Genomic DNA, 23141 nt, shown 5'->3' with positions numbered 1-23141 from the left:
TTCAGATTCGGATCTGCGCCAGCGGTGGGAGTACTCGTCATGATCAAGCCCGACAACCCCAACTCGGAGTTCCAGCTCGGGGGGATCAATCACGTCGCATTGGTGTGCTCGGACATGCAGCGCACCGTCGACTTCTATTCCGGTGTGCTCGGCATGCCGTTGATCAAATCTCTGGACCTGCCGGGCGGAATGGGGCAGCACTTCTTCTTCGACGCCGGCAACGGCGATTGCGTGGCCTTCTTCTGGTTCACCGATGCCCCCGACGGAATTCCCGGGGTGTCGGCCCCGGTGGCACTGCCCGGTCTCGGGGAGATCACCAGTGCGGTGACCACCATGAACCACTTGGCCTTCCACGTGCCTGCCGAGAAGTTCGACGAGTATCGCGAGAAGCTCAAGGCCAAGGGCGTCCGTGTCGGCCCGGTGCTCAATCACGACGAAAGCGAATGGCAGGCCTCGCCGACCCTGCACCCAGGGGTATACGTGCGTTCCTTCTACTTCCAGGACCCGGATGGCATCACCCTGGAGTTCGCCTGCTGGATCAAGGAATTCACCGAGGCCGACACCACCACGGTGCCCAAGACCGCGGCCGACCGCCGGCCGCGCGCAGTCGTCTAGCCCCTGCCGGGGTCGGGAAAGGTATCGAGCAGCGCGGTCAGGAAGTCGATCAGCTCCTCGCGACTCAGTGCGATGGAGCCCGCCAGCCAGCCGTGCAGGGTCTGGTTGACTCCGCCGACGATGAAATGCGCGAGGGCCTTGATCTGGTCGCTGTCCTGCTGGTTCAGCACGGTCTGGGCGTGTTGGCCGGCCAGCACGGCGAAGAACCCACCGAGTTCGGCGCGTTTGCGCACCAGCACCGCATTGGACAGCTGAGGGTCGAAGAGCAACTTCCCGATCCGGGCGTCGTCGGCGATGGTGCGCACCAGATTCGTGATGCCGGCCCGATTCTGTTCCGGCCCCGGCACGGCCGCCACGGCCGCCTGGGTGGTGGTGGCGATCTCGCCGATCACGGAATCGAACACCGCGGCGACGAACTCGTCCTTATCGATGAATGCCTCGTAGAAGTGCCGGGTGGCGATGCCGGAGCGCCGGCAGATGGCCCGCACCGTGAGCTCGTCATAGGTCTCCCCGAGCAGATCCAGCCCAGCCTGCAGGAAGCGGCGGCGCCGCTCGGCCAGACGCTGGGGCGCCGCGACACCGCGATAGGGCCGCAGCTGGGTCATATCGTCCATCTTGACACCCGTCCGGCCGGCGGTGCAATATCAGGAAACACTCGTTCTCACTTTCATTCCGCAGAGGTGTCCATGACGATCGTCGAACGTCCGATCGGCCAGACCGGCCGCGTGCCGGCCCGTCGGCGCGGCTGGGGTGCGACCGTCGACGACGGTCTGATGGGCGTTGCGCTGCTGGCAGGCCCGGCCAACGTGGTCATGCAGCTCGCCCGGCCCGGTGTCGGCTACGGAGTCAAGGAGAGCAAGGTCGAGGGTGGGCGGGTCGACCGGCACCCCGTCAAGCGCGCCCGCACCACCTTCACCTACCTGGCGGTGGCCGGCCGCGGCACCGAGGCGCAGAAGGCCGCGTTCCGGCGTGCGGTCAACGGCGCACACGCCCAGGTGCGCTCGACCGCGGCGAGCCCGGTCGAATACAACGCCTTCGACAAGGACCTACAGATGTGGGTCGCCGCCTGCCTCTACAAGGGATCGGTGGACATCCAGCGGATGTTCGTCGGCGAGATGGACGACGAGACCGCCGACAAGCACTATCTGGACGGTATGACGCTGGGCACCACCCTGCAGGTGCCCGCCGAGATGTGGCCGGCCGACCGCGCGGCCTTCGACAAATACTGGCAGGAACAGCTGGACAAGGTGCATATCGACGACACCATCCGCGAGTATCTGTATCCGATTGCGGTGGGACGGCTGCGCGGGTTGCGGTTGCCCGGTCCGCTGCAGCGCCTGCACGAGGACATCACCGGCCTGATCACCACCGGTTTCTTGCCCGAACGCTTCCGCGCGGAGATGCGCCTGCCCTGGGACTCGCAGCGTCAGCGCCGCTTCGACCGGCTGATCGGCGCCCTGCGAATGGCCAACGACGTGGCACCGCGGGCGGTCCGGCAGTTCCCGTTCAACGTCCTGCTCAAGGACCTGGACTGGCGCATCCGCACGGGTCGTCCACTGGTCTGACGGCCGCCCCGGGCCGGCCGGTGCTCAAAGCGGCATCACGCGAGGTCAAGCGCATCACCACCGCCATCGGCTGCCGCCGGTGGTCTCCTGTCGCGCGGTGAGCGCCGTCACGCCCGCCGTCGACCCCGAACGTCTCGACAGGTTAGCTAATGCAATGCTAACTTCGGCGGAGTTAGCCTAGCCATACCAAAGGAGACGGCAGGGGGGCGCGTGCTTCTTTGCAAATGACACATGGATACGGTCAGTGACACGCTCACCGCGAGTGGAGGAGCAACACGCGTCGATCGCGACCTGGTGAACAGGTTCGCGACCTGCTGCCGATCGCTGGGATTGTCGGTCAACGACCGGCAGCGTCCCGCGGACCCGGCCGCGGCGCGATCGGGCTTTGCCGAGCTGACCCGCATCGCCCGTGACCAGTGTGACGCCTGGATCGGCCTGGCGGCCGCCGGCGCGGGCGAGAACGCCGGCCGCGTCATCGCCACCATCTGGCGCACCCGGGGCACCTTCGGGGCGCTCACCCGCGAAATCGAGCTCGGCGCCGAGGATCTCGGATTCACCTACGACACCGGCCTTTACCTGCAGTTCCGCGCGACCAGCCGTGATGACATCGCGCTGGCGTATGCGGCCACACTCGGTGCGGCCGGTGAGTTCGCCGCCGCCGATCGGCTTGTCGAGGAAGCGATCTCACGCCGGCCGGCCTGGCTGCAGGCACGCTGGGTCCGCGTCGCGCTCTACCAGCGCAGCCGGCGCTGGTCGGATGTGGTGCGCACGCTGACACCGGTGGTCAACAACCCGCGCCTCGACGAGCACTACGCGCACGCCGCGAGGGTGACGCTGGCCATCGCACTGGCAAACCTGGGCATGTTCGCCCCCGCGCTCTCGCACCTGGAGAACCCCGAGGGTCCGGTCGCGGTGGCGGCCGTCGACGGCGGGCTGGTGAAGGGGCTGTCCCTGCGAGCCCAGGGCGAGGACGACGAAGCCGCCGATGTGCTGGCCGAGTTGTACGCCGCCAACCCCGAGCATGCCGGGGTCCAAGAGGCGTTGTCGGACAAATCCTTCGGGCTCGCCACCACGACCGCCGACCGTATCGAGGCACGCAGCGATCCGTGGGATCCCTCGACCGAGCCGGGGGAGTCCGACTTCGTCGATCCGGGCGCCAAGGAACGCAAGGCGCACCTGCTGATAGAAGCCGAGGCCGAACTCGCGGAGTTCATCGGACTGGAAGAGGTCAAGTATCAGGTTGCGCGCCTGAAAAGCTCTGTGGCCATGTCGATCCGGCGCCAGGAGCGCGGGCTGGCCGTCGCGCAGCGCACCAATCACCTGGTCTTCGCCGGCCCACCGGGAACCGGTAAGACCACGATCGCCCGGGTGGTGGCCAAGATCTACTGTGGGCTGGGTCTGCTGAAGAAGGAGACGGTCCGCGAAGTTCACCGCGCCGACCTCATCGGTCAGCACATCGGCGAGACCGAGGCCAAGACCAACGCCATCATCGACAGCGCCCTGGACGGTGTGCTGTTCCTCGACGAGGCCTACGCCCTGGTGTCGACGGGTGCCAAGAACGATTTCGGCCTGGTCGCGATCGACACCCTGCTGGCCCGCATGGAGAACGACCGCGACCGGTTGGTCGTCATCGTCGCCGGCTACCGCGCCGACCTGGACCGCTTCCTGGACACCAACGAAGGTCTGCGGTCCCGTTTCACCCGCAGCATCGACTTCCCCTCCTACAGCGCGTCCGAACTCGTCGAGATGGCGACCCGGATGGCCGAGAAACGCGACAGCATCTTCGAGCAGACGGCCCACGACGAGATGGAGACCCTGTTCGCGCATCTGGCCGCCAGCACCACCCCGGACGCCACCGGCACCGCACGGCGCAGCCTGGATATCGCCGGTAACGGCCGGTTTGTCCGTAACCTCGTCGAGCGTTCCGAGGAGGAACGCGAATACCGATTGGACCATTCGGATTCCGATGACTTCACCGACGAAGAGCTGATGGCGATCACCGCTGATGACGTCCGGCGCTCGGCTGCTCCGCTGCTGCGCGGGCTCGGCCTGACGGCGCCCGCCCGATGAGCGAACAGAACGAGGACCGCCGCGAGTTCACCTCGCGCACACCGGTCAACGAGAACCCCGAGCGCGTCGTGCACCGGCGTGGTTTCGTCACCCGCCACCAGGTATCGGGGTGGAGGTTCGTCATGCGCCGCATCGCGTCCGGTGTGGCACTGCACGACACCCGGATGCTGGTCGACCCGCTGCGCAGCCAGAACCGCGCGGTGCTGGTCGGCGCGCTGGTGTCGGTCACCGTGGTGGCGGGTTGCTTCGTGTTCTCCTTGATCCGCCCCGGCGGGGATGCGGGTAGCTCGACGATCCTGGCCGATCGGGACACGTCTGCGCTGTATGTGCGCATCGGTGACGTGATGCATCCCGCGCTGAATCTGACCTCGGCACGGTTGATCGCCGGGCGTCCCGACAATCCGACCACGGTGAAGAGCAGTGCGATCGACACGTTCGCGCGCGGCAATCTGATCGGTATCCCCGGCGCGCCGGAACGCATGGTGCAGAGCACATCCCGGGACGCGAACTGGACGGTCTGCGATGCGGTCTCCGGTAGCGCCGCGGGGGTCACCCTGATCGCCGGGCCACTCGCACAGCACGGTGAGCGGGCGGCCCCGCTGCCCGCCGACCGTGCGGTACTGGTGCAGAACGTCGGCGGCGTGCACGCGGGCACCTGGCTGTTGTGGAACGGCAAGCGCAGCCCGATCGATCTGGGCAACCGGGCCGCCACCGACGCGCTGGGCCTCGGGACCGATATCGCGGCGCCACGCGTCATCGCGCCCGGGCTGTTCAACGCCATCCCGGAGTCCGCACCGCTGGTCGCCCCGGTGCTGCCCGGCGCCGGTGAGCCGGCGCGGTTCCCGCTGCCGGTCCCGGCTCCGGTCGGAGCCGTCGTGGCGTCCTACGAGGCCGATAACACCATCCGCTACTTCGCGGTGCACGCCGAGGGTCTGCAGCAGATCTCGCCGGTGCTGGCCGCGATCCTGCGGAACTCCAATTCCTATGGCCTGCAGCAGCCGCCGCGACTGGGCGCCGATGAGGTGGCGAAGCTGCCGGTCGTCGGCGGTATCGACACCAACGCCTACCCGAGCAACGAGGTCACCCTGACCGAGACCGGCCCGGCGCCGGTCACCTGCGCCCACTGGTCCAAACCCGCCGACGCCACCGAGAGCACGCTGAGCGTGCTGTCCGGTGCCGCTCTGCCGCTGCCCGACGGCCTGCGGACCGTCGAGCTGGTCGGCGCCGGCGGCGGCGCGACCGCCCAGCGGGTGGCGCTGGCGCCCGGCAGCGGCTATTTCGTGCAGGCGAGCGGATCCGATGCCGGCGCCGCGCCGGCTGGCTCGGCCTTCTGGGTCAGCGACACCGGCGTGCGCTACGGCGTGGACACCGGCGATGACGGCAAAACTGTTGCTGCGCTGGGCCTGACGCCGCCGCCGCTGGCGGTGCCGTGGTCGATCCTCGCCCAGTTCGCCGCGGGCCCCACCCTTTCCAGGGCGGATGCGCTCGTCGCGCATGACGCCGTGTCGTCCGCGGTCGCATCCGGTCGCGAGGGGGAAAACTGATGAGTCGCTTGATCTTCGAGGCTCGACGTCGCCTACCCGCACCGGAGGTGCGCAAGGGCACGATCACCATCGAGGCGCCGCCGTCGCTGCCGCGGCTGGTGCCGCTGTCACTGCTGCGCCGGGTGCTGCCCTACCTCATCGTGATCCTGATCGTCGGGATGATCGTGGCGCTGTTCGCCACCGGTATGCGGATGATCTCGCCGACCATGCTGTTCTTCCCCTTCGTGCTGCTGCTGGCCGCCACCGCGCTCTACCGCGGGTCGGACAACAAGCTGCGCACCGAGGAGGTCGACGCCGAACGCGCCGACTACCTGCGCTACCTGTCGGTGGTCCGGGACAACGTGCGCACTCAGGCCGCCGCTCAGCGGGCCGCGTTGCAGTGGTCGCACCCGGACCCGGATCTGCTCGCCGCGGTGCCCGGCACCCGCAGGCAGTGGGAGCGCGACCCCCGCGACAGCGACTTCCTGGTGGTGCGCACCGGCCTGACTGATGTCCCGCTGAACACGGCGCTGCGGGTCAAGGATGCCGCCGACGAGATCGACCTGGAACCGGTGGCGCACACCACCCTTCGGGGGCTGCTCGACGTGCACCGCACGGTCCGGAGCGCCCCGACCGGGATCGATCTGGGCAAGGTGTCCCGCATCACCGTGCTGGGGGAGCCCGATGAGGTCCGTGATGCATTGCGCGCCTGGGTTGCCCAGGCTGTCACCTGGCATGACCCCGCGGTGCTCGGGGTCGCGCTGGCCACCCCCGACCTGGAGGCAGCGGACTGGTCCTGGCTGAAATGGCTGCCGCACACCGACGTCCCGGGCAAGGCGGACGGGGTGGGCCCGGCCCGCTACCTGGACGCCACCGCCGACGGTCTGCGCGGTCTGCTGGCCCCCGTCCTCGACGAACGGGACGCCTTCAGCGGTGCCGCACTGGCCTCGGGCAAGCACCTGCTGGTGCTGCTCGACGATCCCGACGCCGACCCCGACGCCGTCGTGCACAAGGCGGGCGTCGCGGGCGTGACGGTGATCCACCGGTCCACCAAAGAGCCACACCGGGAGCAATATTCGGACCCGGAGCGGCCCATCCTGAAGGTCATCGCCGGCCGGATCGAGCGCTGGCAGAGCGGTGGCTGGCAGCCCTATGTCGACGCGTCGGACGCCTTCTCCCCGGCGCAGGCCGCCCATCTGGCCCGCCGCCTGGCCCGCTGGGATACCAACCCCGAGCAGGCCCGCACCGCCGCCACCGGCGCCAGCACGTTCACCACACTGTTCGGTATCCAGGACGCCTCCGCGCTCGATGTCGCCAGCCTGTGGGCGCCCCGGCACCGCGACCAGGAGCTGCGGGTACCCATCGGCGTCACCGCGACCGGCGAACCGCTGATCTTCGACCTCAAGGACGAGTCCGAGGGTGGCATGGGCCCGCATGGCCTGATGATCGGTATGACCGGCTCCGGCAAGTCCCAGACCCTGATGTCGATCCTGCTGTCGCTGCTGACCACGCATTCCGCGGACCGGTTGATCGTCATCTACGCCGACTTCAAGGGCGAGGCCGGCGCAGATATCTTCCGGCACTTCCCCCAGGTGGTCGCCGTCATCTCCAATATGGCCGAGAAGCGTTCGCTGGCAGACCGGTTCGCCGACACCCTGCGCGGTGAGGTGGCTCGCCGTGAGCACCTGCTCAAAGAGGCCGGCCGCCGTGTGCAGGGCAGCGCGTTCAGCTCGGTCACCGAGTACGAGGCCGCGTCCGCAGCGGGCCATGACCTACCGCCGATCCCGACACTGTTCGTGGTGGCCGACGAGTTCACCCTGATGCTGGCCGAGCACCCCGAGTACGCGGAGCTGTTCGACTACGTGGCCCGCAAGGGTCGTTCGTTCCGCATCCATATCCTGTTCGCGTCACAGACGCTGGATGTCGGCCGGATCAAGGACATCGACAAGAACACCTCCTATCGGATCGGCCTGAAGGTCGCCAGCCCGTCGATCAGCCGCCAGATCATCGGCACCGAGGATGCCTTCCAGATCGAGTCGGGCCGCGAGCACAAGGGTGAGGGCTTCCTGGTGCCGGCGCCCGGCGCGAACCCGATCAAGTTCCGCAGCACCTATGTCGACGGCATCTACGACCCGCCGCGGGCCGGGCAGACGGTGGTGGTGCACTCGGTGCCCGAGCCGCGGCTGTTCACCGCGGGCTGGGTGGAACCGGCCGCCGACACCGTCATCGTCACCGGGGAGGTCGAGGACGCGCCGCCACCGCGCAAGCTCATCGCCACCATCGGTGACCAGCTGGTCAACTACGGCCCGCGGGCGCCGCAGCTGTGGCTGCCGCCGCTGGAAGAGGCCATTGCGCTGGCCGACCTCCTCACCCGGGTCCAGATCGGCGAACGGCAGTGGCGCTGGCCGCTCGGCGAGATCGACAAGCCGTTCGAAATGCGCCGTGACGCACTGGTCTTCGATGCCGGCAGTGCGGCGGGCAACCTGCTCATCCATGGTGGGCCGAAATCGGGCAAGTCCACCGCGCTGCAGACGTTCATGCTCTCGGCCGCGGCGCTGCATGCCCCCGGCGAGGTCAGCTTCTACTGCCTGGACTACGGCGGCGGCCAGTTGCGTGCGCTCGCGGAGCTGGCCCATGTGGGTGCGGTCGCGACGCCGCTGGAACCCGAGCTGATCCGGCGCACCTTCGCCGAGCTGGAGCAACTGTTGCGCACCCGGCAGCAGGCCGGTGCCCGTGCGGCTTCGGGGACGTACACGGACGGTTACGGGGAGGTCTTCCTGGTGATCGACAACCTATACGCGTTCAGCCGCGACAACATCGATACCTTCAACACCCGCAACCCGCTGCTGGCACGGGTCACCGAACTGGTCAACGCCGGGCTGTCCTATGGCATCCACGTCGTGATCACCACACCGAACTGGCTGGAGGTGCCGCTGGCCATGCGTGACGGCCTCGGGCTGCGACTTGAGCTCAAGCTCAACGATTCCCATGACAGCAATGTCCGGGTGGTCGGCGCGTTGACCCGGCCGGCCGACAGTGTGCCCGCCGATCAACCCGGACGCGGCCTGACGATGGCTGCCGAACACTTCCTGTTCGCTGTGCCGGACCTGCGCGATGTCGCGGTCATCAACGCCCGCCACCCCGGCGAGCGCGCCCCGGCGATCCGGTTGCTGCCCACCCAGCTCAGCCCGGCCGCCGTCGGCAGGGTCTACGTGGGGCCCGAGCAGGTGGTCATCGGCCAGCGTGAGGAAGATCTGCGTCCGGTGGCGATTGACTTCGCGCGCAACCCGCTGATGATGGTGTTCGGTGACAGCCGCTCCGGCAAGACCACGCTGCTGCGGCACCTGATCCGCACCATCCGGGACAACTCGACCGCCGATCAGGTCGCATTCACCGTCATCGACCGCCGGCTGCACCTGGTCGACGAGCCGCTGTTCGGTGACAACGAGTACACCCCGAACATCGACCGGGTCACCCCGGCAATGCTGGGCCTGTCCGCGCTCGTCGAGAAGCGCCGCCCGCCCGCCGGTCTGTCGTCAGCGGACCTGCGCCACTGGAGTTTTGCGGGTCAGACCCACTACCTGATCATCGACGACGTCGACCAGATCCCGGACGGTCCCGCGGTGAGCGGCCCCTACGCCGGCCAACGGCCCTGGAGTCCGCTGCTCGGGCTGCTGGCCGAAGCAAGCGATCTCGGCCTGCGGGTCATCGTCACCGCCAGGGCCAGCGGATCCGCGCACGCGGTGATGACCGCGCCGTTGTTGCGCCGCCTCAACGATCTGCAGGCGACGACGGTGATGCTGTCGGGCAGTCCGGCCGACGGAGGCAAACTGCGCGGCGTGCGCTTCAGCAGGCTGCCGGCGGGCCGGGCGATGCTGCTCGGTGACAGCGAAGAAGCGACCTATGTCCAACTGGTGAACCCCCTCGTCCCCGAGGGAGTTTCGCCCGCCGGTACCAACGGAAAGGAAATCAGCTGATGACCCTGCGGGTTGTTCCGGAAGGACTGGCCGCTGCCGGTTCGGCAGTCGAGGCGCTGACCGCGCGACTGGCCGCCGCGCACGCCGCGGCGGCGCCCCTGGTGAACGTCGTCGTGCCGCCGGCCGCCGACCCGGTCTCACTGCAGACGGCTGCCGGGCTCAGCGCCGCCGGTAACGAGCACAACGCCGTCGCCGCGTTGGCCGTCGAGGAACTCGGCCGCGCCGGGATGGGTGTCGCTCAATCCGGCGCCAGCTACGCCGCCGGAGACGCGCTGGCCGCGTCGACCTACCTGATCGCGCGCGGCGGCTGAGATGACCGCTCCCGTCTGGATGGCACTGCCACCCGAGGTTCATTCGGCACTGCTGAGCAGCGGTCCAGGACCCGGGTCGCTGCTTGCCGCCGCGGGGGCCTGGCAGTCGCTGAGCGCCGAGTATGCCGCTGCGGCGGCAGAACTGGTCTCCACTCTGGGAGGTGTGGCGGCGGGCGCCTGGGAAGGCCCGAGCTCCGAGCAGTATGTCGCCGCCCACCAGCCGTACCTGGTGTGGCTGGCGCAGGCGAGCGCCACGAGCGCCGTTGCCGCGGCCCAGCACGAGACAGCGGCCGCCGCTTACACCACCGCGTTGGCCACCATGCCCACACTGGCCGAGCTGGCCGCCAACCACGCGCTGCACGGTGCGCTGCTGGCGACGAACTTCTTCGGAATCAACACCATTCCGATCGCCGTCACCGAGGCGGACTACGTCCGGATGTGGATCCAGGCCGCCACCACGATGAGCACCTACCAGGCGGTGTCGGCGGCGACGGTCGCGGCGACGCCGGTGTTGGAGCCCGCACCGATGCTGCTGACCCCGGGGGTCGGGGAAGCGGGCAGTGCCGGTGCGGCATCCACCGAGGTGCTGGCGCAGGCCCAGGCCGTCAATTCGGCAGCCGCACTGAATGACTCGAACTTCATCCTGCAGTTCCTGGAGCAGTACATCAAATCGCTGCCCGGCGGGGACCTCATCCTGGAGTTTTTCCAGAACCCGCTCGGCATCCTGCGTCAGATGCTGATCGACTTCGCGACGAATCCTTCTGCGGCCCTGGTGACCTGGGGCCCGATGCTGTTCGCACTGGCCTATCAGGCGATCCTGCAGCCGGTCGGCTGGGGAACCTGGATCGGCGTCTTCCTCTCGCCGCTGCTGATACCCGTGCTGGCCGGTGTCGGGCTGGCCATGCTGGGGTTCCTCGCGCTGTTGCCGAAGTTCGACGACCTGCCGCCGATCGATCTCGGCGAGGCGCCGGCCACCCAGCGCGCCGAACCCAATCTGCCGGTGGCCGGCATTGCCCCGGCCGGCACCCCGACCGCGGCGGCGCCCGCGGCGGGCACCCCGGCGTCGGCGCCGGCCACCGCACCGGCGGCCGCTCCCGCGGCCGCCGCGCCGGCGATGGCCTATGCCGTCTACGGCGGGCACCCCGGTGGCGGTTTCAGCCCGACCGTGCGGGACAGCACCTCGGCCAAGGCGCCCGCATCGGGTTCGTCGGCGGCGGTCGCGTCCGCGGCGGCACTCTCGGCGGCCGAGCGCCGCAAGCGCCGGCGCAAGAAGGGCGGCGAGATCAAGGACCGCGCCTACGCCGACGAATACATGGACTACGACGAGGATCCGGCACCGCGTGAACCGCGACCCGAGCCGCGCGTCACAGCGTCTGAGAAGGGCGCCGGGCCAATGGGTTTCACTGGCGCCGTCAGCCGCGAGGAGCCCGCTTCCGGGATGGCCGAACTGACCGGCGACTCGTTCGGCAACGGGCCGACCAACCCCATGTTGCCGGGCTCCTGGAATCCAGATGATCCCTCCGCGCCGGGAGGGGGACAGCACCACTGAGCGCAACCCGGACACCCCAGATTGCATCGATCGCCCATAGATTCACCCGAAAGGAAATGCCATGAGCATGCTCGACGCGCACATCCCCCAGCTGGTCGCCTCCGAGGCGGCGTTCGGCGCCAAGGCCGCGCTGATGCGCAGCACCATCGCCCAGGCCGAGCAGGCCGCCCAGGCCTCGCAGGCTTTCCACATGGGCGAGTCCGCGGCCGCCTTCCAGGCCGCGCATGCCCGCTTCATCGAGGTCTCGGCCCGGGTGAACGTCCTGCTCGACATCGCCCAGGCCAACCTGGCCGACGCCGCGGGCACCTACGTGGCGCAGGACGCGGCGGCTGCCGGCACCTACACCGCCATCTGATAACGCACGCCGATAGGAGAATTCACATGTCGCAGATCATGTACAACTACCCGGCCATGCTCGCGCTGTCGGCCGAGATGAACGGATTCGCCGGCGCGCTGAACGCCGTCGGCGCCGATATCGCCGCCGAGCAAGCGGCGCTCTCGGGCGCCTGGCAGGGCGATACCGGGATGACCTACCAGGCCTGGCAGGCGCAGTGGAACGCCAGCATGGCCGAACTGGTGCGTGCCTACCAGGCGATGGCCGGCACCCACGAGTCCAACACCATGTCGATGAACGCCCGGGACCGGGCAGAGGGCGCCAAATGGGGATAGATGGCTGCTAATGCGGTCGAGCTGACCGTCGAGCAGGCATGGTTCATCGCAGAACAGCTCGGATGTGGCTCGTTTCCGTGGGTGCTGGCGATCACGCCGCCCTACACCGAGTCCTCCGTTGCCGAACGGTTCACGGCCGACCGGGTCGACGAGTTGACCGAGCTGGGTGTGATGTCCGAGGGCGCGCTGATCGACCCCGCTGTGGCCCAGTGGATTCGGCAGACCTGCCGGGCGCGGCAGTGGCTCGAACTACGAATCGTGGGGGCACACGGCGACATGCTGCGCGGGTTCGTCGCGCGGCACGACGGTCGCTCCGAGGAGACCTCCGTGGTCGCACTGCGCAGCGGCGCCCTGGTGACCTTCACCGCGATGGACCTGCTGCACCCGAATGACCTGGTGCCGGTGCTGGTGGCCGGCCTGGCCGGCCGGCGCGCGGCGACCTTCGACGGCTTCGCGGTACCCGTGCGCGCGGGTGCGCGCGCCGACGAGAAGCTGCGTGCCGGTGCCGACCTGACCGAAGTGATCGAATACCTGGGTATTCCGCGCTCCGCGCAGCCCGTGGTGCAGGCGGTGTTCAGCGGCAGGCGCAGCTATGTGGAGATCGTCGCGGGCGAACACCGTGACGGTCACCGGGTCAGCACCGAGGTCGGCGTCAGTGTCATCGACTCCGAGGCCGGCCGCATCCTGGTGAGCCCCACGAAAGCGTTTGACGGGGAATGGGTGTCCACGTTCGCACCCGGAACCGCGACGGCCATCGCCGCCGCGGTCGACACACTCATCGCAACACTGCCGCACGGGTCGTGGTTTCCCGGCGCGCACCAGAACCGAGATTTCGACCAGAGAACGGAAGACCGATGCCCGACAACACTGTGATGCCGATCGTCCGGGTGGCCGTACTGGCCGCCGGGCACAGCGCCGACGGCGCCGGGCGGCTCACCGAGATGGCGCTGCCCGCGGAAATTCCGCTGCGCGAGATCATCCCGGCCGTGCAGCGCACCGTGCTGCCGTCCGACGACACCGCCGAGGGCGCCGACGCCGGCATCCCGGCGCGCCTGAGCCTCGCGCCGATCGGCGGCGCACCCTTCAGCCTGGACGCCACGCTGGACACCGTGGGTGTCGTCGACGGAGATCTGCTGGCGTTGCAGGCCATCCCGAACGGGCCCGCCGCCCCCCGCATCATCGAGGACATCGCCGACGCCGCGGTCATCTTCTCCGCCGCCCGCGAACGCCCCTGGGGCCCAGTGCAGATCCAGCGCGCCGCCGCGGTCGCCGTCATCGCCCTGATCCTGCTGGGCACCGCCCTTGCGACGGCGGTCCGGGTGGTCACCGGGCACTCGGCGGGGCTGTTCACCGTGGCCGGTATCGCCGCGGTCACCGTCATCGCCTCCTTCGCCACCCGGGCCCGGTTCCCCGGCCTGGGCACCGCGCTGGCGCTGACCGCGCTGGCCCCGGTCGCGGGGGCCTTTGCACTCGCCGTGCCCGGCGATTTCGGCGCGGCGCAGATGTTGCTCGCCGCGGCGGGTGTGGCCGCCTGGTCGGTGATCAGCATCGTCGTCTTCGAACGCGCCATCGCCACGTTCACCGCGTCGACGGTGCTCGGTATCGGCGTGCTGCTGTTCGCGGTGCTGGCCACCATCTGGGAGATGACCGATATCCGCACCGGATCCGGCCTCATCGTGTTTGCGCTGCTAGTGACCGTGCAGGCCGCCCGCCTGTCCGCCCTGTGGGCGCGGCTGCCCGTGCCGACCATCCCCGCGCCGGGCGACCCGACACCATCGGCCCAGCCGCTGCGCGTTCTGGAGGATCTGCCACGCCGCATCCGCGTCACCGACGCGCACCAGACCGGATTCCTGGCCGCCGGAGTGCTGCTGTCGGTGACCGGCTCGCTGATCCTCGTCGGCACCGCGGCCGCCTCGCCGTGGGCCTGGGTCCTGGTAGCGGCCGCCGTGCTGGGCAGCACGTTGCGCGCCCGGGTGTGGGATTCGACCCCGTGCAAGGCGTGGCTGCTGAGCCAGGCCTTCCTGCTACCCGCCGCGCTGCTGGTGAGCTTCGCCCTCACCGAGCGGTACGCGGCGGCCTGGTGGGCGCTGGCGGCCCTGGGGGTCGTGACCGTCGCCTGGATCGTCGCCGCGCTGAATCCGCGGATCGCGTCGCCGGACACCTACTCGTTGCCCGCCCGCCGGCTGTTCGGATTCGCCAGTTCCGCGGTCGACGCCTCGGTCATCCCGGTGGCGGCGTACCTCGTCGGACTGTTCGAGTGGGTGCTGAACCGATGAATCCCGGTCGGGGCGGTGCCGCGGTCGCCGCGACCGTGGTCACGGTGGCGCTGCTCGCGAGCCCGGCCGCGGGGGCCATCACCCCGCCCGAGGTGGACGCCGGGACCGCACCCCCGTCCGGTGCCGCCGGCCCCGTGCAGACCATGGCGCAACGCGGTGCCTGCACGGTGACCGGGGTGATCCCGGGCACCGATCCCGGTGTCGCCGGGGCCAATCAGCTCTCCCTGGATCTCGAGGAGGCCTGGCGGCACAGCCGCGGTGACGGCCAGACCGTCGCCGTGATCGACACCGGTGTGCAGCCGGGTCCGCGGCTGCCCAATGTCGAGCCCGGCGGTGATTTCGTCGCGAACACCGACGGATTGACCGACTGTGACGGGCACGGCACGATGGTCGCCGGGCTCATCGCCGGCCAACCCGGCGCCGACGGCTTCGCCGGTGTCGCGCCGGGAGCGCGGCTGTTGGCCATCCGGCAGACCTCGGCGCGATACTCGCCGGCGGGCTCCCCGAACCAGCCGGGGAATGACCCGGTGATCGTGGAGGCGAGCAACGATATCGCCACGTTGGCGCGGGCCGTGGTGCGCGCTGCCGACCTGGGTGCGCGCATCATCAACATCTCGTCGGTGGCCTGCGTGCCGGCGAACACCTCGGTCGACCAGAGTGCGCTCGGCGCGGCCCTGCGCTACGCGGCCGTCGAGAAAGACGCCGTCATCATCGCCGCCGCCGGTAACACCGGCGGCGGCATCGCCGGTGGAACCAACTGTGCGGCGAACCCGTTGACCGACCCGGCGCGGCCGGACGATCCGCGTAACTGGGCCGGGGTGAGCGCGGTGTCCATCCCGTCGTGGTGGCAGCCGTATGTGTTGTCGGTCGGGGCGTTGAACTCGGCCGGTCAGCCCGCGCCGTTCACCATGTCCGGGCCGTGGCTCGGCCTCGCGGCGCCGGGGGAGAACATCACCTCGGTGAGCAACGGCCCGGAGGGGGGACTGGCCAACGGGCAGCCCGACGAGAAGGGCGAACTGGCGCCGGTCAGCGGGACCAGCTACGCGGCGGCCTACGTGTCCGGCGTGGCGGCGCTGGTGCGCAGCAGATTTCCCGAACTCAGCGCGCAGCAGGTGGTGCGCAGACTCACCGCCACCGCACGGGGTGCGGAGCGCTCACCCTCGTCGCTGGTCGGGGCGGGCACCGTGGACCCGGTCGCCGCGCTGACCTGGGATGTGCCCGGCCCGGGCGAGCCGTCCGAGACCACCAGACCCGTTGCGGCGCCGCCGGAACCGGTACCGCAGGACTCCACCCCGCGAACCGTGGCATATATCGGCGCCGGCCTGCTCGGCCTGGCCGCCATCGTGACCGCCGCGATCGCCGCACACCGACGGAAGGACACAGCCGCATGACGGCCCGACTCGCCCTGGCACTGCTCTTCATCGTGCCCGCCGCGCTGGCATATCCGTACCAGACCGTGACCCAGCGCTGGGCACTCGGTGTCGCTGTCGCTGTCGTGATCGTGCTGTTCGCCTGGTGGGGAGGCGATTTCGCCACCACTCACCTGGCGCGGCGGTGGCGCATCTGGCGGGGTAACCACGCCGAGGGCGATGCTGCGATATCGGATGACACCGCGACGGTGCTCCTGCGTCTCGACGATTGCGCCTCCGACGAGGTGCCGGTGGCGCTGATCGCCGGCTATGCGCACCGGTACGGGTTGCGCTGCGACAAGGTACGGCTCACCAGCCGTGACCGCGCGGGGGAGCGGCGCACCTGGATCACCCTCACCATGGACGCCGCGCAGAATCTCTCCGCACTGCAGGCCCGGTCTGCGCGGATCCCGTTGCACGACACCGCCACGGTCCTGGGACGGCGACTCGCCGACCACCTGCGTGAGAACGGGTGCACGGTCACGGCGCTGGATGTCGCCCCGCGTCCGGTCTCCGGTCAAGCCAAGGAGACCTGGCGGGCACTCACCGACGAGTCCGGATTCCTGACCGCATACCGGATCCCGGCTCTATCGCTGTCGACGACACTGGACGCGGTGTGGGCGCACCCCGCCGAGGAAGTGTGGACCGCCGTCGAATTCGGGCCTGAGACGGTGACCGGGGTGGTCGCGATCCGCGCGGCGCAGGCGCCCGCGGGTCCGCCCGTCACCGGGTTGTGCACTCTCGGCGGTCGCCAACGGGTAGTACTCGATGCGCTGAATCCGCTGTCGCCCCAGCGGCTTCCCGGCCATCAGCGAGCCGGATCAACGGCCGCCGAGATCCGCTGGCCGGCAGAAGCGGGCGTCAGAACATGAACGGCCGCAGGAAGCGCGTCATCCGCCGCAGGTAGTCCGGCTGGCTGACGTGCAGGATGTGATTGCCCGGAAACCAGTGGAAGGCGCATCGATCCCAGTGCCGCCACAGCGCCTCGGCCTGCTGGGGTGGGGCCAGCTTGTCACCGAGCCCGGCAATGATCAACCGCCGGTCCTTGGGCACCAGCGGCGGGTAGTTCAATGGTGAGTGGAACATCGTCGCCGCACCGGATTTCGTCTTGTCGACGCCGGTCAGCCGGTTGCCCAAGCGGACCAGCATGTTGGCCGGGAACCAGTCGTCGAACGCCGCTTCCGGCGTCACCACCGGCACATTCGGGATGACGGCCTGGATCCGGGGTTCGACCGCGGCGATCAGCGCCGAGGTGTAGCCGCCCAGCGACATCCCGGTGAGTGCGATGCGGTCCACCCCGGTGTGCTCCAGATAGTCGATCACCGACCGGAAGTCGTACACGGCCTGGGCCATGGCCTCGGCGAAGCCGGCCATCCCGTCGGCGAAGTAGCCGTACCCGCTGTAGGGCGAATTCGCCTCGGCCCGCGCGCCGTGAAACGGCAAGGTGTAGAGCAGTACGTCGTAGCCCGACTTGAAGAACCACGGCAGCGAGAAGAACAGCCCGTTGAACAGATATGCCGAACCCATGAACCCGTGAATCAAGCACAACGTGGGGCGCGGCCCGTCGCCGTGCACCCAGTGCTGGGCGTGCACCACGTTGTTGCGGGAGTACCCGCCGCGCTGCTCGCGCAGTGCGGGGTTGACCGCCCGGAAACTGCTGGCGAACTCGATATTGTGCACCGATCCGTGCGCGACCCAGGACGCCAGCGCGTTGGCCGGCCGGGTCGAGACGTCCGGCGGCACGGTCGGCGCGGGGAACGACAGCAACGGATCCTGCTGCGCGGCAAGGTCGATGTAGAAGCCGAGTGCCGCGTCCTCGTCGTGCATCCGGTTGCGGTGCAAGGCGGCACCGGCGAGCCGCGGCAGCATCGCCGCGCCGACGATACTGGCGACGGCGGTACGCAGGCCGAGATCGGCGACGGCCGAGGCGTCCACCACCATCCGCTGTTGCAACGTCAGGTCACGGCGCCGCGGCAACCCCCGCGCGGTGGCATCGGCGCCGGGCACATCGGGGACCGGGATCGGGGGATCGACGGGTGCAGACTCGGTTTCGGCCACGCGGTAACCCCTCTCACTACGGCCCGCCGATGGTAGCCCGGCGCGTATCGACGTGTCAGTCAGTCGGGTATCTGTAAACCGAACAGTTCAGCCGCATTACGCGCGAGCACCCCGCGCAGCCAGTCGTCGTCGACACCGGGCAGTTCGGTGAGCACCGTCATCGCGTGGGTGTAGTGGTACGGGATGTTGGGGAAATCGCTGCCGAACAGGATCCGGTCGCCGAGGTCACGTAGCCGCGGATAGGCGCCCGGCGGGAACGGCATGGTCTCCTCGGCGAATGCGGTGAACGCCATCGTGGTGTCCAGGTGGACGCCGGCATGGCGCTCGCAGATATCGAGGAACGGTTCGTATTCCGGCATTCCCATGTGCGCGATGATCAGCCGGAGCCGCGGATGGCGCGCCAGTACGGCCTCGACCGGATCCGGACCGGTGAACGTGCCGGGTGCGGGGCCCGAGCCGCAGTGGATGACGACCGGAGTTCCGGCATCGGCGAGCACGCCCCACACGTCGTCGAGCAGCGGGTCGGTCGGATCATAGGCGCCGACCTGGACATGGGCCTTGAATACCCGCGCACCGCCCTCGATGGCCTCGGTGACATATCGGGCGGCACCGGGTTCGGGATAGAAGGTCGCGGTGGACAGACAATCCGGTGTCGCGGCGGCGAACTGCGCCGCCCACTGATTCAGCCAGGCCGCCATCTGAGGTTTGTGCGGATACACCAGCGAGGTGAACGCCCGCACACCGAACGCACGCAGCGTGCGGAGCCGGGCATCCTCGTCGGCGCGATAGGTGATCGGCCATTCCCGCCCCACCAGCGGCCCGGCGCTGTCGAAATACAGCCACACCTTGTCCATCACGTTCTTGGGCATGAAGTGGGTGTGCACGTCGATGATTCCGGATAGCCCCAGCGATCCCCAGATGCGCCGAACCGTTGTTGCCTCATTCATCACCGTCGATGATGGCAGCATGTGGAACCCCGACACCTACCTGGCCTTCGCCGACCACCGCGGTCGGCCGTTCTTCGATCTGGTCGGCCGGATCGCCGCGCCGCATCCGCGCCGGGTGGCGGACCTGGGGTGCGGTCCCGGCAACCTGACCGAGACGCTGAGCGTGCGCTGGCCGGGGGCGGTGGTGCAGGGCTGGGATTCCTCGGCGGAGATGGTCGCCGCGGCCACCGAACGGGGCCTGGACGTGCGTCTGGGCGGGATCGCCGAATGGTCACCGGCACCCGACACCGACGTCGTCATTTCCAATGCCGCGCTGCAGTGGGTGCCCGAACACCGCGAGCTCATCGTGCGCTGGGCCGGCCAGCTGGCCCCGGGATCGTCGATCGCCTTCCAGGTGCCGGGAAATTTCGACGCCCCGTCGCATGTCGCGGTGCGCGAGGTGGCCCGCCGGGAACCGTTCGCCGAGGCGTTGCGAGACATGCCGTTCCGGGACGCCGATGTGGTCGCCACCCCGTCCGAATACGCCGGGCTGCTGACCGACGCCGGCTGCGAGGTGGACGCCTGGGAGAGCACCTACGTGCACGAGTTGACCGGTGCTACACCGGTCCTGGACTGGATCACCGGCACCGCGCTGACCCAGGTGAAGGAACGGCTGACCGAACAGCAGTGGCAGCAGTACCGGCAGGCCATCATTCCCGAGCTGGCGCGGGCCTACCCGCGGCGCGCGGACGGGCGGACCTTCTTCCCGTTCCGACGGGTCTTCGTGGTGGCCCGGGTCGGGTGACCCGTCACTTCCAGGCAAATACCGGCTGCTCGAGGTGGTCGACGGCGTCGCCCCGCCCCTCCAGCCCGAGCCAGCGCAACTGGAGCAGCACCGCGCCGGTCGGGGCATGGATGAGGTCATTGCCCAACGGGATCTGTACGACGGGCCGCGGGCTCTCCGGGATCTCGATGAACCGCGGCGAGTCGGCGCGTTGGAGCTGGTGCAGTCCGACCCGGTAGACGGCGACCACCTCGTCGGGGGAGGGGTGTAGCTCCAGTCGGCCGCCACCCCACAGCACCACCGGGGTGATGACATAACCCGACCGGGTGGGGTAGTCGTCGAGCAGGCCCAGCACCGAGCTTCCCGGCAACTCGACCCCGACCTCTTCGTGGAGTTCGCGCAGCGCGGCATCGACGGAATTCTCACCGGGATCGAGCCGGCCGCCCGGCAGCGCCCACTGAGCGGCATGCGAGTTCAGCCGTGATGCCCGGCGGCACAACAGGAACGAGGCGCCCCCGGATACGTCGACCATGCGCCCGTCCAGTGATTCGGGCATCGGCCGGCCGGCGATCCAGTCCTCGACCGGCGCCGGATCCACCCGATCCTCACCGACGTGGGAGTCCACCAGCGTGATGGCGACGGCGGCGCGCCGCTTGGCGGTGTCGGTGAACGTGCGGCGGACGTGGCCGGCCAGATTTGCCCGGATGCGGTCGCGAAGCGCGTCGTCGTAGCTGATGGTCACGGGTGATACGGCACCCCGACGGCGCGGAAGATGAACTCCGGAGGCACGTCGTAGGTCAGCGAGCGGCGCGGCAGGCGTGCCAGCACGTCGTCGCTCAACGGCTCCTTGTAGTGCAGTGACAACTGCCCGGAGCACCGTGGGTCGACCTGCGCGACGTCGAGGTTGATCACCAGGCCCGCCGAGGAGATATCGGCGATCACCGGGCCCGACGGCGGTGCGTCCCAGCGCAGGTCGATGGCCCGTCCGGCCAGTTTGGGCACGGTGGACAACGTGCCCAGTACGCGCTGGGAGGTGAACACCAGCGACCCGGAGAAACTGGCCACACTGCCGACCGAGCGCTTTCCGGGCACCTTTCCGCTGAATCGCCTGGTGACCGGCACATACTCGGCGAAGTGGATGATGCCCTCGGCCTCCACGGCGTCGCGTAGCTCGCCGGGAAGTTTGCCGATACGCAGCATTTTGCGCAGGAACACCGCCATGGTCCGCACGATACCGGCAACCCCGGTACCGGGTCGGGCGCCTATGCTCGGCCGCAGATCGGTCATCGTCTTCGGGAGCGCCTTTGCCAGACAGAATTTTCCCGCGTCACCCCGCTGCGCTGATCGGTGCGTTGGTGGCTGCCGCGGTGTTCGCGCTCGCGCTGGCCGGGGTGCTGGCGCGCTGGGAGTGGATGGAGCACGCCGACTGGGCGGTGCTGGATCCGCTGTACCGCTACGGCACCGCGCATCCGGGCTGGGTGCGGACCTGGGATGTGCTGTGCACGGTGTTTCATCCGGCGGTGTTCCGGCTGATCACGTTGATCTGGATCGTCTACCTGTTGATGGGGCGTCGCCCGGACCGATATCAGCTGGTGTTGTATCTCGCCGCCACGGTGGAGTTCTCCGCGCTGCTCGTGACCTTCACGAAAGCGATTGTGTCACTGCCACGTCCGGCCACCGCGCTGGTGGCGGAGCATTCTTCGGCCTTCCCGTCCGGGCATGCCCTCGGGACCGCGGTGGCGGTGACGGCGATCGTGTTCGCCGCATCGCCCAGGTTGGGCGGCCGAGCGCGCACCGCGGCCATCGTGATCGGCGTCCTGATCGTCATCGCGGTCGGCGCGGGCCGGGTGGTGCTCAATGTGCATCACCCCTCCGACGTGCTGGCGGGTTGGGCGCTGGGTTATCTGTGGGCACTGGCATGTCTGCCGATACTCACCAACCGGCGACTCAGGGCAGCGGACGAAACACCGGCAGTGAGCGATATCGGTTCTTGAAAGTCGCTTCCTGGCAGACGATTTCCACCTCGCCGTCGTGGGCGATCTGGGTGGGGCCGTCCACCGCGGTGAAGCTGAACTCGGGTACCCGCAATTCGTGGTACAGCGGGCTGTGTACGAGTCTGCCGGTGGCCAGCGCGGTCAGGATGCGCAGCGTGGCGCACTTGCGGCCGGTCTCCAGGATGCGCACGTCGATGAGTCCGTCGTCCATCCGGACCCGTCGCGACGGGGCGAAGCCCGACGGCGAGTACAGCGAATTGCCGAGGAAGAACAACGATGTCTGCACGGTCTTGTTGTCGTAGCGGATTCGCACCGTGGCGTCGGTGCGCAGGGTGCGGTACAGCGCGTACGCACCGGCCAGGGGCTTACCCATCTTGTGCTCCAGCTTTTCCCGGATGCGGACGAACTTCGGGTAGGCGCCGATGCTCGCCGTGTTGACCACGGTCCCGGAGTCGTTGAACGCGATGGTGTCGGCGTAGGCGGCCGACCCGCTGCGCAGCGCCTCGACGGTGGCGGCGACGGTGTCGCAGCCGATGTCCTTGGCGAAATGATTGAAGGTCCCGCCGGGGAACACCGCCAGCGGCACCCCCGCCTGCACCGCGATACCGGCTGCGGTGGACACCGTGCCGTCACCGCCGCCGACGGCCAGCACCTCGGCCCGCTCGGCGGCCTCGCGCAGCTTGTCCTCGATATCCCCGTCGTCGCCGACCGCGACGATCTCGGCCGCGGGCAGTGCCTTGCGCACCTCGTCGAGGATGCGGCGCCCGGTGCCGCTGCCGGAATTCGGATTGACGACCAGGATCACGCCTTCACCCTGCGGGCGGGGCGGGGTGTCGTAGCGGTGCGGTTCGCCGGCGGTGATCGGGGGCTCCACGATGGTGGGCACCACCCCGGCCCCGACCAAGGCGACGGCGGTGCCGATCCCGAATCCGGCCAGCACATCGCCGGGATAGTGCGCACCGGTGGCCACCCGGGACAGGCCGACCAGCCCGGCAAGTGCACCCAGGCAGACGCCCAGATTGCGGTTCTCCAGGCCAACACCGACAGCGAACGCGGCCGCGCTGGCCGAATGCCCCGACGGCAGCGAGTTCGACGTCGGCATCCGCCGCGACCGCCGGACGAAGGGCACCGCCGCGAAGTCCGGGCGGGGTCGTTTCCAGATGCGCTTGGCGCCCTGATTGGTGACCAGGCTGGTCACCGCCAGCGTCAGCAGGCCCCGCGCCGCGCCACGGCGCATGGACGGGGTTCCGGTGGCGAACAGTCCGGCGCCGATCGCAAACCACAATTTGGAGTGGTCGGCGGCCGCGGTGAGTTTGGGCATCACCGTGTCGAGCACCTTGCTGTCCGATTCTGCAACGGCCAGGAATACGCGCCGGTCGACCGTTCCGAGTCCCATGGCTACAAAGTACGCATTA

21 protein-coding genes are annotated in these 23141 nt (G+C 69.3%); 15 read left to right on the top strand and 6 right to left on the bottom strand.

The annotated features are described in order from the left end of the window. Positions 1-39: 39 nt before the first annotated feature. Positions 40-615 (top strand): VOC family protein, encoded by a 576-nt coding sequence (locus A7U43_RS00400; protein WP_067989804.1) that lies wholly within the window; start codon positions 40-42, stop codon positions 613-615. Here the strand turns inward: A7U43_RS00400 and A7U43_RS00395 are convergent. Next, positions 612-1220: a TetR/AcrR family transcriptional regulator gene (locus A7U43_RS00395; RefSeq protein WP_082902341.1), complete on the bottom strand. Its 609-nt coding sequence runs from the start codon at positions 1218-1220 to the stop codon at positions 612-614. The two genes, A7U43_RS00400 and A7U43_RS00395, sit on opposite strands and share 4 nt — an antisense overlap. Positions 1221-1301: 81 nt before the next feature. Here A7U43_RS00395 and A7U43_RS00390 point away from each other — a divergent pair, with 81 nt between their 5' ends. From A7U43_RS00390 to eccE, 12 genes are all read left to right on the top strand, one after another. Further along, positions 1302-2180 (top strand): oxygenase MpaB family protein, encoded by an 879-nt coding sequence (locus tag A7U43_RS00390; RefSeq protein WP_082901973.1) that lies wholly within the window; start codon positions 1302-1304, stop codon positions 2178-2180. Between the two features lie 231 nt (positions 2181-2411). After that, the gene (gene eccA, locus A7U43_RS00385) at positions 2412-4250 is read left to right on the top strand and encodes a type VII secretion AAA-ATPase EccA (RefSeq protein ID WP_197499935.1); all 1839 of its coding nucleotides are present in this window, start codon (positions 2412-2414) and stop codon (positions 4248-4250) included. After that, a complete protein-coding gene (eccB, locus tag A7U43_RS00380) occupies positions 4247-5794 on the top strand; it encodes a type VII secretion protein EccB (protein WP_067989797.1) in 1548 nt (515 codons plus the stop codon). Before eccA ends, eccB begins: the two co-directional genes overlap by 4 nt. Continuing rightward, positions 5794-9750, top strand: coding sequence for a type VII secretion protein EccCa (gene eccCa, locus A7U43_RS00375; protein WP_067989796.1), 3957 nt, complete (start codon positions 5794-5796; stop codon positions 9748-9750). The genes eccB and eccCa overlap by 1 nt, the downstream gene beginning before the upstream one ends. Beyond that, a complete protein-coding gene (locus A7U43_RS00370) occupies positions 9750-10061 on the top strand; it encodes a PE family protein (protein ID WP_067989794.1) in 312 nt (103 codons plus the stop codon). Before eccCa ends, A7U43_RS00370 begins: the two co-directional genes overlap by 1 nt. A 1-nt stretch (position 10062) precedes the next feature. Next, a complete protein-coding gene (locus A7U43_RS00365; protein ID WP_067989791.1) occupies positions 10063-11610 on the top strand; it encodes a PPE family protein in 1548 nt (515 codons plus the stop codon). A 61-nt stretch (positions 11611-11671) separates the two neighbouring features. Then, a complete protein-coding gene (locus A7U43_RS00360) occupies positions 11672-11965 on the top strand; it encodes a type VII secretion protein EsxS (RefSeq protein ID WP_067989790.1) in 294 nt (97 codons plus the stop codon). Between the two features lie 26 nt (positions 11966-11991). After that, the gene (locus tag A7U43_RS00355; protein ID WP_067989788.1) at positions 11992-12279 is read left to right on the top strand and encodes a WXG100 family type VII secretion target; all 288 of its coding nucleotides are present in this window, start codon (positions 11992-11994) and stop codon (positions 12277-12279) included. Next, a complete protein-coding gene (locus A7U43_RS00350) occupies positions 12280-13152 on the top strand; it encodes an ESX secretion-associated protein EspG (RefSeq protein WP_067989785.1) in 873 nt (290 codons plus the stop codon). Continuing rightward, positions 13134-14555, top strand: coding sequence for a type VII secretion integral membrane protein EccD (gene eccD / locus A7U43_RS00345; protein ID WP_067989783.1), 1422 nt, complete (start codon positions 13134-13136; stop codon positions 14553-14555). Before A7U43_RS00350 ends, eccD begins: the two co-directional genes overlap by 19 nt. Further along, positions 14552-15946 (top strand): type VII secretion-associated serine protease mycosin, encoded by a 1395-nt coding sequence (gene mycP / locus A7U43_RS00340; protein WP_067989781.1) that lies wholly within the window; start codon positions 14552-14554, stop codon positions 15944-15946. The genes eccD and mycP overlap by 4 nt, the downstream gene beginning before the upstream one ends. Continuing rightward, the gene (gene eccE / locus A7U43_RS00335; protein ID WP_067989779.1) at positions 15943-16836 is read left to right on the top strand and encodes a type VII secretion protein EccE; all 894 of its coding nucleotides are present in this window, start codon (positions 15943-15945) and stop codon (positions 16834-16836) included. The genes mycP and eccE overlap by 4 nt, the downstream gene beginning before the upstream one ends. On the opposite strand, the gene A7U43_RS00330 is transcribed toward eccE, so the two are convergent. Continuing rightward, complete coding sequence (locus A7U43_RS00330; RefSeq protein WP_067989777.1) at positions 16826-18022, bottom strand: alpha/beta hydrolase family protein; 1197 nt, start codon at positions 18020-18022, stop codon at positions 16826-16828. The genes eccE and A7U43_RS00330 overlap by 11 nt on opposite strands. 59 nt (positions 18023-18081) lie before the next feature. Then, positions 18082-18969 carry an amidohydrolase family protein gene (locus A7U43_RS00325; RefSeq protein ID WP_067989775.1) on the bottom strand — a complete coding sequence of 296 codons (888 nt, stop codon included), beginning with the start codon at positions 18967-18969 and terminating at the stop codon, positions 18082-18084. Positions 18970-18988: 19 nt separating this feature from the next. On the opposite strand from A7U43_RS00325, the gene A7U43_RS00320 reads away from it, so the two are divergent. After that, on the top strand, positions 18989-19753 hold the full coding sequence (locus A7U43_RS00320) for a trans-aconitate 2-methyltransferase (RefSeq protein WP_067989771.1): 765 nt from the start codon (positions 18989-18991) through the stop codon (positions 19751-19753). A gap of 4 nt (positions 19754-19757) precedes the next feature. On the opposite strand, the gene A7U43_RS00315 is transcribed toward A7U43_RS00320, so the two are convergent. Both A7U43_RS00315 and A7U43_RS00310 read right to left on the bottom strand, forming a co-directional pair. Beyond that, a complete protein-coding gene (locus A7U43_RS00315; RefSeq protein WP_067989769.1) occupies positions 19758-20474 on the bottom strand; it encodes an NUDIX hydrolase in 717 nt (238 codons plus the stop codon). Next, the gene (locus tag A7U43_RS00310; RefSeq protein WP_068001627.1) at positions 20471-20953 is read right to left on the bottom strand and encodes a hypothetical protein; all 483 of its coding nucleotides are present in this window, start codon (positions 20951-20953) and stop codon (positions 20471-20473) included. Before A7U43_RS00310 ends, A7U43_RS00315 begins: the two co-directional genes overlap by 4 nt. 83 nt (positions 20954-21036) lie before the next feature. Here A7U43_RS00310 and A7U43_RS00305 point away from each other — a divergent pair, with 83 nt between their 5' ends. Beyond that, positions 21037-21726: a phosphatase PAP2 family protein gene (locus tag A7U43_RS00305; protein WP_231963493.1), complete on the top strand. Its 690-nt coding sequence runs from the start codon at positions 21037-21039 to the stop codon at positions 21724-21726. Here A7U43_RS00305 and A7U43_RS00300 read toward each other — a convergent pair. Then, entirely contained in the window at positions 21680-23122 is a 1443-nt protein-coding gene (locus A7U43_RS00300; protein ID WP_067989767.1) for a bifunctional phosphatase PAP2/diacylglycerol kinase family protein, read from the bottom strand. The two genes, A7U43_RS00305 and A7U43_RS00300, sit on opposite strands and share 47 nt — an antisense overlap. Positions 23123-23141 lie beyond the last annotated feature (19 nt).

It is taken from the genome of Mycobacterium adipatum (assembly GCF_001644575.1).
GTDB classification, from domain to species: Bacteria; Actinomycetota; Actinomycetes; order Mycobacteriales; family Mycobacteriaceae; genus Mycobacterium; species Mycobacterium adipatum.
The sequence above is the reverse complement of the archived record's forward strand: the minus strand, read 5'-3'. Positions and strand labels throughout refer to the sequence as shown.

Excerpts from the sequence above, each read along its gene's own strand:
- A7U43_RS00400 (WP_067989804.1), top strand. The coding sequence starts at position 40 with ATGATCAAGCCCGACAACCCCAACTCGGAGTTCCAGCTCGGGGGGATC.
- A7U43_RS00395 (WP_082902341.1), bottom strand. The coding sequence starts at position 1,220 with ATGACCCAGCTGCGGCCCTATCGCGGTGTCGCGGCGCCCCAGCGTCTG.
- A7U43_RS00390 (WP_082901973.1), top strand. The coding sequence starts at position 1,302 with ATGACGATCGTCGAACGTCCGATCGGCCAGACCGGCCGCGTGCCGGCC.
- eccA (WP_197499935.1), top strand. The coding sequence starts at position 2,412 with ATGGATACGGTCAGTGACACGCTCACCGCGAGTGGAGGAGCAACACGC.
- eccB (WP_067989797.1), top strand. The coding sequence starts at position 4,247 with ATGAGCGAACAGAACGAGGACCGCCGCGAGTTCACCTCGCGCACACCG.
- eccCa (WP_067989796.1), top strand. The coding sequence starts at position 5,794 with ATGAGTCGCTTGATCTTCGAGGCTCGACGTCGCCTACCCGCACCGGAG.
- A7U43_RS00370 (WP_067989794.1), top strand. The coding sequence starts at position 9,750 with ATGACCCTGCGGGTTGTTCCGGAAGGACTGGCCGCTGCCGGTTCGGCA.
- A7U43_RS00365 (WP_067989791.1), top strand. The coding sequence starts at position 10,063 with ATGACCGCTCCCGTCTGGATGGCACTGCCACCCGAGGTTCATTCGGCA.
- A7U43_RS00360 (WP_067989790.1), top strand. The coding sequence starts at position 11,672 with ATGAGCATGCTCGACGCGCACATCCCCCAGCTGGTCGCCTCCGAGGCG.
- A7U43_RS00355 (WP_067989788.1), top strand. The coding sequence starts at position 11,992 with ATGTCGCAGATCATGTACAACTACCCGGCCATGCTCGCGCTGTCGGCC.
- A7U43_RS00350 (WP_067989785.1), top strand. The coding sequence starts at position 12,280 with ATGGCTGCTAATGCGGTCGAGCTGACCGTCGAGCAGGCATGGTTCATC.
- eccD (WP_067989783.1), top strand. The coding sequence starts at position 13,134 with ATGCCCGACAACACTGTGATGCCGATCGTCCGGGTGGCCGTACTGGCC.
- mycP (WP_067989781.1), top strand. The coding sequence starts at position 14,552 with ATGAATCCCGGTCGGGGCGGTGCCGCGGTCGCCGCGACCGTGGTCACG.
- eccE (WP_067989779.1), top strand. The coding sequence starts at position 15,943 with ATGACGGCCCGACTCGCCCTGGCACTGCTCTTCATCGTGCCCGCCGCG.
- A7U43_RS00325 (WP_067989775.1), bottom strand. The coding sequence starts at position 18,969 with ATGAATGAGGCAACAACGGTTCGGCGCATCTGGGGATCGCTGGGGCTA.
- A7U43_RS00320 (WP_067989771.1), top strand. The coding sequence starts at position 18,989 with ATGTGGAACCCCGACACCTACCTGGCCTTCGCCGACCACCGCGGTCGG.
- A7U43_RS00310 (WP_068001627.1), bottom strand. The coding sequence starts at position 20,953 with ATGGCGGTGTTCCTGCGCAAAATGCTGCGTATCGGCAAACTTCCCGGC.
- A7U43_RS00300 (WP_067989767.1), bottom strand. The coding sequence starts at position 23,122 with ATGGGACTCGGAACGGTCGACCGGCGCGTATTCCTGGCCGTTGCAGAA.